Source organism: Catenibacterium mitsuokai, from assembly GCF_025148785.1.
Classification (GTDB): Bacteria; Bacillota_I; Bacilli_A; order Erysipelotrichales; family Coprobacillaceae; genus Catenibacterium; species Catenibacterium mitsuoka.
Window position 1 is genome coordinate 61,183 of record NZ_CP102271.1, and the last position, 14,083, is coordinate 75,265.

12 protein-coding genes are annotated in these 14,083 nt (G+C 33.8%); all 12 read left to right on the top strand.

The window, feature by feature from the left end:
* The first annotated feature begins 14 nt into the window (after positions 1-14).
* The 12 genes from NQ499_RS00315 to NQ499_RS00370 all read left to right on the top strand — a co-directional run bounded on the left by NQ499_RS00315 (position 15) and on the right by NQ499_RS00370 (position 14,035).
* Positions 15-1,496 carry a glycoside hydrolase family 1 protein gene (locus NQ499_RS00315; protein WP_040389839.1) on the top strand — a complete coding sequence of 494 codons (1,482 nt, stop codon included), beginning with the start codon at positions 15-17 and terminating at the stop codon, positions 1,494-1,496.
* A gap of 290 nt (positions 1,497-1,786) precedes the next feature.
* A complete protein-coding gene (locus tag NQ499_RS00320; RefSeq protein ID WP_006505555.1) occupies positions 1,787-2,779 on the top strand; it encodes a M29 family metallopeptidase in 993 nt (330 codons plus the stop codon).
* A gap of 146 nt (positions 2,780-2,925) precedes the next feature.
* Positions 2,926-3,627: a DUF969 domain-containing protein gene (locus NQ499_RS00325; RefSeq protein WP_006505554.1), complete on the top strand. Its 702-nt coding sequence runs from the start codon at positions 2,926-2,928 to the stop codon at positions 3,625-3,627.
* Positions 3,628-3,629: 2 nt separating this feature from the next.
* Positions 3,630-4,568: a DUF979 domain-containing protein gene (locus NQ499_RS00330; RefSeq protein WP_006505553.1), complete on the top strand. Its 939-nt coding sequence runs from the start codon at positions 3,630-3,632 to the stop codon at positions 4,566-4,568.
* A 12-nt stretch (positions 4,569-4,580) separates the two neighbouring features.
* Positions 4,581-5,225 carry a pyroglutamyl-peptidase I gene (gene pcp, locus NQ499_RS00335; RefSeq protein ID WP_006505552.1) on the top strand — a complete coding sequence of 215 codons (645 nt, stop codon included), beginning with the start codon at positions 4,581-4,583 and terminating at the stop codon, positions 5,223-5,225.
* A gap of 404 nt (positions 5,226-5,629) precedes the next feature.
* A complete protein-coding gene (locus tag NQ499_RS00340; protein WP_006505551.1) occupies positions 5,630-5,995 on the top strand; it encodes a helix-turn-helix domain-containing protein in 366 nt (121 codons plus the stop codon).
* 185 nt (positions 5,996-6,180) lie between these two features.
* Complete coding sequence (locus tag NQ499_RS00345) at positions 6,181-7,980, top strand: ATP-binding cassette domain-containing protein (RefSeq protein WP_155812635.1); 1,800 nt, start codon at positions 6,181-6,183, stop codon at positions 7,978-7,980.
* Position 7,981: 1 nt separating this feature from the next.
* Positions 7,982-10,075 carry an ATP-binding cassette domain-containing protein gene (locus NQ499_RS00350; protein WP_040389838.1) on the top strand — a complete coding sequence of 698 codons (2,094 nt, stop codon included), beginning with the start codon at positions 7,982-7,984 and terminating at the stop codon, positions 10,073-10,075.
* A 90-nt stretch (positions 10,076-10,165) separates the two neighbouring features.
* The gene (locus tag NQ499_RS00355) at positions 10,166-11,284 is read left to right on the top strand and encodes an aldo/keto reductase (protein ID WP_081455809.1); all 1,119 of its coding nucleotides are present in this window, start codon (positions 10,166-10,168) and stop codon (positions 11,282-11,284) included.
* Between the two features lie 58 nt (positions 11,285-11,342).
* Positions 11,343-12,128 carry a Cof-type HAD-IIB family hydrolase gene (locus tag NQ499_RS00360; protein WP_006505547.1) on the top strand — a complete coding sequence of 262 codons (786 nt, stop codon included), beginning with the start codon at positions 11,343-11,345 and terminating at the stop codon, positions 12,126-12,128.
* 183 nt (positions 12,129-12,311) lie between these two features.
* The gene (locus NQ499_RS00365; protein WP_006505546.1) at positions 12,312-13,526 is read left to right on the top strand and encodes an iron-containing alcohol dehydrogenase; all 1,215 of its coding nucleotides are present in this window, start codon (positions 12,312-12,314) and stop codon (positions 13,524-13,526) included.
* Positions 13,526-14,035 carry an NUDIX domain-containing protein gene (locus tag NQ499_RS00370; protein WP_006505545.1) on the top strand — a complete coding sequence of 170 codons (510 nt, stop codon included), beginning with the start codon at positions 13,526-13,528 and terminating at the stop codon, positions 14,033-14,035. Before NQ499_RS00365 ends, NQ499_RS00370 begins: the two co-directional genes overlap by 1 nt.
* Positions 14,036-14,083 lie beyond the last annotated feature (48 nt).

Here is a 14,083-nt window from a genome sequence, read left to right on the forward strand (position 1 = left end):
GGAGGGAAAAGAATATGAGTTTTCCAAAGAATTTTTTATGGGGTGGCGCTGTTGCTGCCAATCAATGTGAAGGAGCCTGGCTAGAAGATGGTAAACAACCTAATGTCACTGATGTAATGGTGGGTATTGGTTCTAAGGATCCTGGTATTAAATGGAATGAAGAAACAAAGAAATATGAAATGTGCTTAGATCCTAATAAAGCATACTTAAGTCATGAAGCCATTGACTTCTATCATAGATATAAAGAAGACTTACAATTAATGTCTGGTATGGGCTTTAACTGCTTTAGAACATCTATTGCCTGGGGTAGAATCTTCCCTAACGGGGATGAAGAAACACCTAATGAAAAAGGTTTAGCTTTCTATGATGATATGTTTGAAACAATGTTGGAATTGGGTATGGAACCAGTGATCACATTAAGTCATTATGAAACACCTCTACATCTTATTACAGAATATGGTGGATGGAGTAATCGTAAACTCATTGACTTCTGGAAACGTTACGTAACTACAGTATTCAATAGATACAAGGGTAAAGTAAAATACTGGCTAACATTTAATGAAGTCAATAATATGATGATCAACCCACTAGTGGCAGGTGGAGTATTGACTATTGATAATCCAAAAGATCCAAGTGATCCTATTGGTTCAACAACTGAAAAAGATAAGTGGCTTGCTTACTATAATATCTGTGTAGCCAATGCTTGGACAGTTAAACTATGCCGTGAAATTGATAAAGATGCACAAGTAGGATGTATGTTAACATGTTCATCTGTTGCAACATATCCATATGACTGTAATCCTGATAATGTCTTTGGGGCATATAATACAGTAAGATTAAATAATTTCTATTTTGGTGATGTCTTCTGTTTAGGAGAAATTCCTGGTTATGTAAAACGTGTATGGAGAGAACATGACTGTGCACCTGAAATGAGAGAAGATGAATTACAGTTAATAAAAGAAAATACAGTCGCATTCTTCTCATTTAGTTATTATCGTTCTAGTACATATGATCAGTCTGTTGTTATGGATGGTAATACAGGTGGATTAAAAGGACGTGCTAATCCATTTGTAAAGGAATGTTCACCAGAACCTTGGTGCTGGCCAGTTGATCCAAAAGGTATCCGTTATGTTATGAATATCCTCTATGATCGTTATCATTTACCACTCTTTATTGTAGAAAATGGTATTGGATTAGATGAAAATTTAGATGAAACAGGACATATTCATGATGAATATAGAATGTACTATATCAAGGAACATTTAAAATATGTTCATGAAGCCATTCTAGATGGTGTTGAATGTATGGGTTACTTATATTGGGGACCTATTGATGTTGTTTCTGCAGGTACTGGAGAAATGAAGAAGCGTTATGGTTTTGTCTATGTTGATCGTTTTAATGATGGACATGGAACACTTGAAAGAAAACTAAAAGATTCTTATGAAGAATATAAAGAAATCATTGAAACAAATGGAGACTCTATTCTTCATTCTTAAGAATAGTATTATTGAACTGGCGGAATTCTGTTAATTGCGCCAGTTTTTCTTATAAGACTTTTCTCTTATTATTGAGTACTTCTGGTAATAGGTGTCCATTTGTATAGGTTCTTGCATCTACACCAAGTCTTCTAAACTTACTGAATAACTTAGCTTCTTTGCGATACAGATAAGAACAGAAGGAGTCGTATCTGTTTGAGCTGCAATACAAGTTGTTGAGTAGTTTTCAATCATATGTATCGCAAGAAATCTTGATTTTATATATAATGATTATCGGAGGTTGATTTTACATGAATATAAATGAAGGAGCAAGAATAGTTGTGGAAGACTGGCTCCATCTTACAAAAGATAATTTAGTATATTTTGTAACAGATGAAACAAAACTTAAAGAAGCAGATGCCTTCTTAAAAGCATGTAATCATATTGGTGCTAATTGTAAGGTTGTCCAGTTAAAATCACATGAAATACAAAATGGTAAAAGTATAGATGATTTAAAATGGGAAATGGCTAAAGCAGATGCGATAGTAGGTGCAACGAATTATTCATTTATTACAACAGATGCTGTGAACTATGCACTTTCACGTGGCGCACAGTTCTTATCCATGCCAATGTCTACAAATAATGGTGAATCATTATTTGAACAGGAATTCTTAAAAATGGATCCTGATGAAGCCACAATGCTTGGAATGCCAATGTTCTGGGAATTACGTGATGCGAAAACAATACATGTCACGACTAAACGTGGTACAGACCTCACCTTTGATATCACAGATCGTTTTCCAGGTATCTTCCATGGTTCATTATGGGAAGTAGGAAAATGTTCATCATCCAGCTTTGAAATCTATATACCACCAGTAGAATATCATACAAATGGGACACTTATATTAGATGGATCAATGGGATATATAGGAATAGTGGATAAACCTGTAGAAATAAAAATAGAGAATGGTTATATCACTTATATCGAAGATACAGAAGATGGACGTAAACTGAAAGAATACTTAGAATCATTTGATGATTTAGAAATGTATTGTGCCGCAGAATTTGGAATAGGTTTAAATACAATATCTAAGTGTCGTGGAGCCAGCTATATTGAAGATGAATCAGCTTTTGGCACATTCCATATTGGTTTTGGTAGAAATCTTGCCTTAGGAGGCAGTCATAATGCCCGTGGACATTTTGATTTAGTGACACATAATCCAACTATTATTGTAGATGATAAGGTCATCATGAAAGATGGACATGCCAAGGCTATCCAGCCGATTGAATGGGGAGTATTATAGTACTCCTCTTTTTATTTGTTCAAATATCGTAAAATGTAAGGGCACTCAATTTGTATTTTAATGAAATATTGTCTTTATCAATTTGCATATAGCGACATTTATTGGTATAATTATTCTATCATATTACGAAGAAAGAGGAAAAACATATGAATGATGCTATTAAACTTATCGGTATCGTAATTGTCGTTATTGGGTTCGTAATGAAATTCGATACTCTTGCAACAGTTGTTGTTGCTGGTTTAGTAACAGGTTTAATCAGTGGTATGTCTATCATGGACATTTTAAATACACTAGGTACAGCCTTTTTAACTAACCGTACAGCAACTTTATTTATTTTAACTTTACCAGTTGTAGGTCTATGTGAACGTATGGGTTTACGTGATAAAGCGGTAGACTTGATTAAGGGTATTAAGAATGCTACTACAGGTCGCTTATTAGTGATCTGGGAAGGTGTGCGTACTGTTGCATCTGCATTCTCATTAAGAATTGGTGGTCATCCACAGTTCATCCGTCCATTAATCAATCCAATGGCTCAGGCTGCTGCGATTGCGAAATATGGTGATATTGATGAAGATACAGAAGATCAGATCAAAGGTATGGCTGCAGCTACTGAAAACTATGGTAACTTCTTTGCTCAGAACTGTTTCATGGGTGCTTCAGGAACATTACTTATTGTTTCAACTTTAAACGAATTATTTAAGTCACATGGTGTGAGCCAGGTTGTTACTGCTAACCAGATTGCATTATGGTCTATTCCAATTGCAGTTATTTCTGTTTTTGTTGGTGGAGCTTATGCTTTATGGTTCGATAAGAAACTTAATAAGAAATATGGAAAAGGAGGCAAATAACAATGTTACAAATTGAATGGAATACAGCCACTATTATCGCAGAAGTATTCTACTGCGTCATTGGTGCAATCTTTGCTGCAACAGGGTTTAATGCCTTAACTAATAAAGACTGTGAAAAGCCAGTGACTACTGCTATTTTCTGGTTCTTAATTGCTGTTACATTTATGGTTGGACCATATATTCCAACTTGGATTACTGGTTTAATCGTTGTTCTTCTTGCTGTATTATCTGGTTTAGGTTTAGTAAAACCAGCTGCAAGACATATCCCAACTGCTAAGGAAACTCGTGATAATGCAGACAAATATGGATATAAATCATTTATCCCACCAGTATGCTTAGCTCTTGTGGCCGTATTAGTTGCAACTTTCTTACCAAATCTTGGTGCAAACAATGCGATTGGTATTAGTGCTGCTGCTGCATTAATCGTTGCGTATATTATCTTTAAACCAAAACTATCTACACCTTTCAAAGATGGTGTCAGATTAAATGATAATGTTGGCTCTACAGGTATCTTACCTCAGGTATTATCTGCATTAGGTTCATTATTTACTGCAGCTGGTGTAGGTGCTGTTATCGCTGCTGGTGTAGGTGCACTTATCCCTGAAGGAAATCACTTAATTGCGGTTATCTTCTATTGTGTAGGTATGGCATTATTTACAATGATCATGGGTAATGGTTTCGCTGCTTTCGCTGTTATTACAGTAGGTATCGGTTATCCATTCTTAATTGCACAGGGTGCAAATGCTATTGTTGTTGGTGCTTTAGGTTTAACTGCAGGTTACTGTGGTACATTAATGACTCCTATGGCTGCAAACTTCAATATCATGCCTGCTGCATTGCTGGAAACTAAGAATAAATACAGAATTATTATGACTCAGGTTCCAGTTGCATTAATTATGTTAGTAATTCATATTATCTTAATGTACGTTTTAGCATTTTAAGGAGGCTTTTAAATGAAATTATTATTAACAGGTTTCGACCCATTTGGTGGCGAACCAATCAATCCTGCCTGGGAAGCTGTTAAAAGAGTTTCTGATCAGGTAGGAGATGTAGAAGTTGTAAAACTTATGGTTCCTACAGTATTCTACAAATCTATCGATACAGTAGCTGCTGCAATCGAAAAAGAAAAACCAGATGCTGTATTATGTATTGGACAGGCTGGGGGACGTTTTGATTTAAACCCAGAACGTGTTGCAATCAATGTCAATGATGCACGTATTCCTGATAATGAAGGAAATCAGCCTTTAGATGGTCCAGTATTCGAAGATGGAGAAACTGCTTATTTCGCTACATTACCAATTAAGGCAATGGCTGAAGAAATTCGTAAAGCAGGTGTTCCTGCAAGTGTTTCTAATACTGCCGGTACTTATGTATGTAACCATTTAATGTATGGTGTACTTTATACACTTGCAAATAAATATCCAGATGTTCGTGGTGGATTCATGCATGTTCCATTCATCACTAGCCAGGTTATTAATCGTAAGCCAATTGCTCCATCATTAAGTCTTGAACAGATTGTGACTGGTATTGAAGCAGCTGTTAAAGCTATTGGTGAAAACCAGGAAGATATCAAGACTGCTGAAGGTCAGACTCACTAAACTCTGTATTTAATACAGAGTTTTTTTCTTGCCCTTAAACCTTTCCTTGATTTGTTTTATCTGTTTTTTTTCTGTTTCTTTGATTCTCTTCTTCAGTTTCTGGTATCTCCTGATGTTATGCCCCGTTGCGACAAGGTGGATCTTCAAATATTTATCTACGATTCCTTTAATGATTGATTAATAAGGAGATGGGATAAGTATTTGTTAATAGTGCCTAGTACTACTGGTTCCACCATGGCGAAATCTATGTATTTGAAAGGTGCCGAAGATTGAGTGAAAATATTGCTTTGTTGCAAAAAAGAATCTACTATACGATAAAATTACGCTATGTTAATATGTGTTGCTTGTGCAACGCAACTATTTACGATATATATAGAGTGAACAAATGAAGGAGGAGCCATAAAATGTTAAGCAAGAATTTGAAAATATTTAGAAAACGAAAAGGCCTAACGCAAGAAAACGTTGCAGAAGCCTTGAACGTTGTGAGGCAAACTATTTCGAAGTGGGAAAAGGGAATATCAGTTCCAGATGCCGACATGTTAATAAAATTGGCAGAAATATTAGATGTGTCTGTGAGCAAACTAATAGGATCAGATGTTGCCGATGAGAAAAATGAAGATATGATAGCAGTTGAACTGGCGAGAGTGGTAGAACAGTTGGCAAGTAGAAATCGTCGTTCAAAAAAGGTTTTAAAATGCGTTTTGATTTTTCTTATCATATTGTTGCTTTTTTTTGTTTTCTTATGCGTAATTAATTTTGCTGCTATGTAGTATTTTAAATTAGGAGGTTCTTATAAAAAGAATAGTAGCGTTAATTTTAATGATGGCTTTAAGTCTATCGTGCGGTGTGAATGTATTACTATTTTGAGCGTTACAGCTCGTTTTTTTGATTACAATGAAAGCCTTTACAAAAAAATAATTAGAAGTGTAATATATATATGAAAGGGAATGATAATATGATTGAATTAAAGGACATTTGTATAGAATATGATAGGGTTATTCTTGATCATGCCTCTATTTCTATTCCTGCACATTCTATTACTCTTATAAGAGGGAAGAGTGGTTCAGGTAAGACAGCTCTTCTCTATTGTATTTCGCTTATGGATACAAAAAGCAAGTATCAATACTATTATGATCATCGTCTCATAGGAGAAAAAGATAGAAATAATATCAGAAAAGAATGTATCAGCTATGTATTACAGGAAAATGATTTATTGGCTCATCTAGATGTCAGAGGAACATTACAGTATTTTGCACATATTCATAATAAACATTTATCTGATAAAGATATACAGGATTATCTTGATAAGATGCATCTTGATGTGACTTTGAATCAAAATGTCATGACGCTATCTTTAGGGGAAAGACAGAGACTTTCTATCGCAACAGCGCTTGTAAGTAATCCACAAGTACTTGTCTTAGATGAACCTACAGCTTCATTGGATCATGAAAATGAAATAGAAATATACAATATCTTAAAAGAACTAAGTACACATATGACAATAGTTTTAGCTTCTCATTCAGAAGAAAGTATGAAGTATGCAGATGTTGTCTATACTTTAGAAAATAATCAGTTGAGTGTGAATTCTTCAATGATATCAGATGATCCATGTGGAGAGGGTGTTATCTCTCAGGTTGATCATAAGTTCTATAAAGAGTATGTAAAGGACTATGTGAAACATTATAGGTTCATGTATGTTTTGATGATGATGGTGTTTATTTTGTCTCTTGTATCTGGACAGATGATTCTTGGTATTATCAATCATTCAAGAGAACAAGGTATGCAGATGCTGATAGGACAATTAGAAAATAAGGCTATTATTACTAAGGATAAGCATAGTTATGTGGATCAAGATTATTCTCATTTCATAAAAATAGATGACAAGAATACGTTTCCTCTATATAAAATATATACTCAAATAGAAGGAGAAGATGTCTATCTTGTGCCTTATTTCAAGGATGATGATCTTTCTAAATATATAGATAGAAATATTCAAGAAACAAAGACAGGAATCTATATGGATAATGAGAGTTATTATCTGTTGAATCAGGGATTATCTGATAATAGAGTGAATTTAGATCTTTATATCACTGATCAAAAAGGAATGCATCAGACAACCCATACATTTGATATCAATGGTGTATTTAGGAATAATAAAAAGGTTCATTATGTATCAAAGAGTCAGAGATATATCTATGTTCCGTATGCAATTCTTCAGGATATCTATAAACAATCAGGATGTACACCACGTTATATAGGTTATATTATTAAGACTAATACCTATAACGAATTGAATGAATTGATAGACTATTATGAATCAAAGGGATATAGAATTAATGATTCATTCACTGATAGAGAGGCTATGAATAGTCTTGATTCTTACTATAAGAATATGATGTTTACATTTGCGGGTGTGATTCTAGTTATTAGTGTACTTATTGATATTGTATTGGAATCTCATCTTCTTATGCAAAGAAAAAAAGAACTTGTACTTCTTTTGATATCAGGATTATTAAAAAAGGATCTTCAAAGAATATCCATGGTAGAAACTTTGGGAAGTATATCTATAGTTGTAGTGAGTTCTACTCTAATCTCCTCAATCATGTCTCTTATATTAGGTACTTTTAATATGGTGACACTTTCTAGTATGACTGTCTTATTCATAATTATCTTATTGATAGAAAGAATGGTTCTTCAAAATAAATTCATTAATAAGCTGAATATAGTAGATGAATTAAGAAATGAGGTGCATTAAGGTGATTGAAATCAAAAATTTAAATATATCATTTGGTGACAAAGTAATCTTAAACAATGCATCATTTCATACTTCTCCAGGTGTATTGACTATTATTAGGGGAAAGAGTGGTTCTGGTAAGTCTACTTTCTTAAAAGCCTTTCAATTCGCATATGAGTGTGAATATATTTATGAAGGACAGAGAATAGATGAGTTAGATCCAGATAGTAGACAACAGTTCATTTATGATCATATGATCAATGTCCCACAGATTCCTTTGTTTGTTGAGGGAATGACTATAGAGGAACATATTAAACAATTAGTTAAACTAGGTTATCAAAGAAATGATACATATGAAGAAAAGTTTGGTATAGCTTCTCTAAAGAAAAAATATCCTAGAAACTTATCAGGTGGTGAAAAGACAAGAGTCGCTATCTGTTTAGCTATTATGAGTCAGCCAGAAATATTGATACTTGATGAGCCTACAGCCGCTTTGGATGCATCCTATGCGATAGAAATGATTAAGTATCTAAAAGAGTATGCTGAAGAGGGACATTATGTGATTGTGGCAACTCATGATCAAAGGATGATTGAAGAAGCAGATGTACTCTATAAGGTTGATCAAACACTTATTCTAGAAAAAGAAAATAAGAGGGAAACATCTCTTATATCACAGATACCACATAATCATAAATTATTTACTCTACGTTTTTCTCATCGTACGTTTAGAATAGTTATGAACATACTTGTTGCTTTCACAATGATTATATGTGCATATAGCTATAATGTTTATGGACATTATAATGCATCTTATGAACAAAAAATCAATACGATTGCTTCGAGAGATTTAACTGTATATAAGGAAAAGATGAGTAATGACTATTATTCATATAATGGTTCAGAATTTCCTATGACACAATCAGATTATAAAAAGATTAAATCTGTAAAGAATATTGAGAGTGTTAAATGGCGTTATGAAAAAGAATACGATGATGTTATGAGACTTGGATTAGATTCTGAAACTCAATTGAAATATCAAGAAGCAAAACTTACAGGAAAGAAATGTAATCAAACAATAAATCTAGTGAGTATGCAGGTATATGATAATGAAGATGATTATACAAATTTAACTGTAAAGCATAATGATAATAAAGGTGTATATATAAGTAATCAGTTATTATCTAATCAGGATATTTCAGTTGATTCAATCAATATGGATGATCTTAAATTAAAGTTCTATTTACCTGTTACTATGTATGATGCATCTGGTATAACACAGATGGGTATTGATTCAGAAGGTAGTGACTATGTGGATGTTAATACTGTCCTCGTGGATCTCGTAGAGGTAGAATTACCTGTAAGAGGTATATTAAAGGAAGGAACAGAAATAAGTTCAAATTCATATAGTGGTACTGGCAGTATCTATGTCCCACGAAGTGTTGTAAATCAATATAGAAAGACATATCATGCAACACAATCAAAAGTATTATATGGTGTGCCTGGAGCGGAAGGGACTGATTATAAATACTATGAAGGATCATTACCTTCTACTTATACAATGAGTGATGTGGATCAGGTCGTTGTAGAAACACCTTGGAAACCAGGTGCTTATACTGTAAGAGTAGATAGTTTGAAGAATATTGATCAAGTCACAAAACAACTAGAAAAACTAGGTTTTAATGTAGAAGGTGCTTTTGTAGATAATAGTGCAATCAATAAGCTTCTTTCCAACAATAAACAAGTATTAATGCAATTCATGATTATAGTATTTGTATTGTTGTATGGATTCTATTTCTATCTCAAGTATCTGATTCTTAAAGAGGAAAAACAGACAAGAGATTTTCTCTATAACTTAGGTTTTACTACTAAGAGAATAAATAACAGTTTTAATCTTACCTATATCAAGAATTCTCTTATGTTAGCTGTTTTGGGAGTAGTATTACTAGAAGTCTTTATAGAGTTTGTTATAAGGATACATATATATAGTTTGATTATACCTGTAACTAAAATGCTGATATTATTATTCTTTATGGCAGCATTCATTATAGAATTCTTTATTCCTACACTTATTCAAATGATTATGAAAAAATCAAAAGGGACTGTAATGAATAGGTAGTATTTATTACTATCTTGAGCGTTACAGCTCTTTTTTTCTTGCCCTTAAACCTTACTTTAGGGTTAAAATGAATGTAAGGAGGATATGTATATGAAGAAATTAGGATTTGGTTTAATGCGTCTACCATTACTCGATCAAAATGATGCAGGCAGTATCGATATTGAAGAAACTAAAAGAATGGTGGATACATTTCTAGAAAAAGGATTTACTTATTTTGATACAGCCTGGATGTATTGTGCCTTTAAGAGTGAGGAAGCGACTAAGACAGCTTTAGTAGAAAGACATCCAAGAGATTCTTTTACACTAGCTGATAAGCTTCATGCAGGCTTTATTGAAACAAAAGAAGATAGGGATAGAATCTTCAATGAACAGTTAAGAAAAACAGGTGCAGAATACTTTGATTATTATCTCTTACACGATGTAGGAACAGATCATTATAAGAAATATACAGAATTAGATTGTTTTACATGGTTAAAGGATAAGAAAGAAAAAGGATTAGTAAAACATATTGGTTTCTCTTTCCATGATAATGCAGACTTATTAGAACGTGTCTTATCTGAACATCCAGAAGTAGAATTTGTACAGCTTCAGTTAAATTATCTAGACTGGGATAGTGAAGGTGTACAGTCTCGTAAATGTTATGAAACGGCAGTAAGACATCATGTTCCTGTATTTGTAATGGAACCAGTGAAGGGTGGTACTCTTGCCAATGTACCTGATGAAGTAGAAGAGACATTCAAGTCTTATCATCCAGACATGTCTATTCCATCTTGGGCGATTCGTTTTGCAGCAAGTTTAGATAATGTCCAGGTTGTCTTATCTGGTATGAGTAATATGGAACAGCTATTAGATAATACAGGTTATATGGAAGATTTTAAGCCTTTAAATGAGGAAGAACAGGCACTGATTAAGAAGGCTGTTGATATTATTAATAGTAGTATTGAAATTCCTTGTACTGGCTGTTCTTATTGTACAGAAGGTTGTCCAATGCATATTGCGATTCCAAAATACTTCTCACTCTATAATGCTGATAAACAGGAAGTAGCGACTAAATCATGGAGACCTCAGGGAGAATACTATACACGTTTAACACATACATTTGGTAAAGCAAGTGAATGTATTGGATGTGGTCAGTGTGAAGCGACATGTCCACAACATCTTCCAATTATTGAGAACTTGCAGAAAGTCGCAGAATACTTTGAAAAATAACTTTTTCTTAAACATCATGGTAGAATAGTATCATGATGTTTTTTTATAGGAGGAATTTATGAAGACGCTCTATGTAACAGATTTAGATGGGACATTACTTGAACCTGATAAATCAATAAAACCAGATAACTTAAAACTCATTAATCAGCTCATAGATGAAGATGTGAATATCACCTATGCGACTGCACGTTCTCTTACTACCACAAAACAGGTGATAGGTGATATAAACTTTAAGCTTCCTGTAATTGTCCAGAATGGGACATTTATATTATCACCTAAAGGAGATATGATCCTAGGAAACTATTTAGGAGATTCTATACTAGACACTGTAAGGGATTATGATATCTCACCTATTGTTTATTCTCAAATAGGAAAGAAGAATTACTTCTCTTATATTAAGGATAAGACGAGTGCAGGAGTAAAAGCTTTTGTGGATGATCATTTAGATGATCCTAGAAATCATCCTGTGAATACTTATGAAGATCTCTATGAGGGGGATATCTTCTATTTATTATTGATCGATGATTATGATAAATTAAAGCCTCTTTATGATTTGTTTAAGGAAGATTATTATACTGTCTTTGATCAAGAAATGTATTCACATGATTGGTGGCTAGAAGTGATGTCACCAGATGCTTCTAAAGCAAATGCGATTAAATACTTAAAACAGAAACTACAATGTGATGAAGTGGTTGTATTTGGTGATGGCAAGAATGATATAGAAATGTTTGAAGAAGCTGATTATAGCTGTGCTGTAGAGAATGCTGCTCCTGAACTTATTAAATGTGCAGATGAAGTTATTCATATAAGTGTGCCTCAGTATATAAATCAAAGAAAAAAATGAATTGTTTTTTAAAAAAATTTTGAAGTCTAAAAAATGGCTTAAATATCGCAAAAAGTGAAGATAAGTATTGTATTTTTTAAACTGTAAGAACCTTTGTAACATTGACTAATGTAAGCGTTTATGATAAAATTTTCACTAGATGAAAAGGAGCTCATCAAAGGTATTGTATAGGAGGAATATAATATGAGATTTACATTACCAAGAGATTTATATCATGGCAAAGGTGCCTTAGAAAACCTTAAGAACTTAGAAGGTAAGAAAGCTATTGTCTGTGTAGGTGGCGGAAGCATGAAGAGAAATGGCTTCCTAGATAAAGCTGTTAAATATCTTGAAGAAGCTGGTATGGAAGTTAAATTATATGAAGGTATCGAACCAGATCCATCAGTAACTACAGTTATGAAAGGTGCTGCAGTTATGGAAGAATTCAAGCCTGACTGGATTGTAGCTATGGGTGGAGGTTCACCTATCGATGCTGCTAAAGCTATGTGGATTAAATATGAATATCCAGAAATCACATTCGAAGAAATGTGTAAAGTATTTGGTATTCCAAAGTTAAGAAAGAAAGCGCATTTCTGTGCCATCCCATCTACAAGTGGTACTGCAACTGAAGTTACAGCTTTCTCAATCATTACTGATTATGATAAAGGTATTAAATATCCAATCGCTGACTTTGAAATCACTCCAGATGTTGCTATCGTAGATCCTGACTTAGCTGAAACTATGCCAGTTAAATTAGTTGCTCATACAGGTATGGATGCTATGACTCATGCAATTGAAGCATATGTATCTACTGCAAACTGTAACTACACTGATCCACTTGCTATTCATGCAATTGAAATGATCCAGGCTAACTTAGTTAAATCATATAATGGTGATATGAGCTGCAGAGATGATATGCATGATGCACAGTGCTTAGCAGGTATGGCATTCTCTAACGCATTATTAGGTATCGTACATTCAATGGCTCATAAGACTGGTGCTGCTTTCGTAGACCAGGGTGGACATATTATCCATGGTGCAGCTAATGCTATGTACTTACCAAAGGTTATTGCTTATAACGCTAAAGATGAAACAGCTAAGAAACGTTATGGTGTCATTGCTGATTACATGCACTTGGGTGGAGAAAATGATGATGAAAAGGTTGCATTATTAATTAAATACTTAAGAGGTATGAACGATGCATTAAATATCCCACATAGTATCAACCACTATGGTGCTGATGGTTTACCAGCTGAAGTTGGATTTGTACCTGAAGATGTATTCTTAGAAAGATTACCAGAAATCGCTAAGAACGCTATTGCTGATGCATGTACAGGTTCTAACCCACGTATTCCAACTCAGGAAGAAATGGAAAACTTATTAAAGGCGTGCTACTACGATACAGAAGTTGATTTCTAATGTGTAGAGATAAGAACGGTCTTACAGAAGAAGAATTTTTAAAAAGCTATAATCCTGATAAATATCCTAAACCTTCACTGACAGCTGATATTTGTATCTTTGCTCATTCTGATGTGACAGAGATTCTATTGGTTAAACGTGGTGGACATCCTTATATAGGTCAATGGGCACTGCCTGGTGGCTTCGCTAATAAGAATGAACCGATTGAAAAGACGGCTTCAAGAGAACTTAAAGAAGAGACAGGTATAGAAGGTGTGTCTATGAAGCTTGTAGGTGTTTATAGTCAGCCGGGAAGAGATCCTCGTGGATGGGTTGTATCTACCGCATTTTATGCAGATGTAGATAAGAATAGTATTCATCCAGAAGCTGGTGATGATGCCAAAGAAGCGAAATGGTTCACTATTGTCGATGAAACACATTTAAGATGTGGTGATATCAATATAGGTATGAATGATCTTGCCTTTGATCATGCTGATATTATTCATGATGCTATAGATAAGGGTCTGTAGAAATACAGATCCTTTTTTTACACACTGATATAGTTTAAAACTATGGTA

Excerpts from the sequence above, each read along its gene's own strand:
- NQ499_RS00360 (WP_006505547.1), top strand. The coding sequence starts at position 11,343 with ATGAAGACGCTCTATGTAACAGATTTAGATGGGACATTACTTGAACCT.
- NQ499_RS00365 (WP_006505546.1), top strand. The coding sequence starts at position 12,312 with ATGAGATTTACATTACCAAGAGATTTATATCATGGCAAAGGTGCCTTA.
- NQ499_RS00325 (WP_006505554.1), top strand. The coding sequence starts at position 2,926 with ATGAATGATGCTATTAAACTTATCGGTATCGTAATTGTCGTTATTGGG.
- NQ499_RS00330 (WP_006505553.1), top strand. The coding sequence starts at position 3,630 with ATGTTACAAATTGAATGGAATACAGCCACTATTATCGCAGAAGTATTC.
- NQ499_RS00370 (WP_006505545.1), top strand. The coding sequence starts at position 13,526 with ATGTGTAGAGATAAGAACGGTCTTACAGAAGAAGAATTTTTAAAAAGC.
- NQ499_RS00345 (WP_155812635.1), top strand. The coding sequence starts at position 6,181 with ATGATTGAATTAAAGGACATTTGTATAGAATATGATAGGGTTATTCTT.
- NQ499_RS00355 (WP_081455809.1), top strand. The coding sequence starts at position 10,166 with ATGAAGAAATTAGGATTTGGTTTAATGCGTCTACCATTACTCGATCAA.
- NQ499_RS00315 (WP_040389839.1), top strand. The coding sequence starts at position 15 with ATGAGTTTTCCAAAGAATTTTTTATGGGGTGGCGCTGTTGCTGCCAAT.
- NQ499_RS00320 (WP_006505555.1), top strand. The coding sequence starts at position 1,787 with ATGAATATAAATGAAGGAGCAAGAATAGTTGTGGAAGACTGGCTCCAT.
- pcp (WP_006505552.1), top strand. The coding sequence starts at position 4,581 with ATGAAATTATTATTAACAGGTTTCGACCCATTTGGTGGCGAACCAATC.
- NQ499_RS00340 (WP_006505551.1), top strand. The coding sequence starts at position 5,630 with ATGTTAAGCAAGAATTTGAAAATATTTAGAAAACGAAAAGGCCTAACG.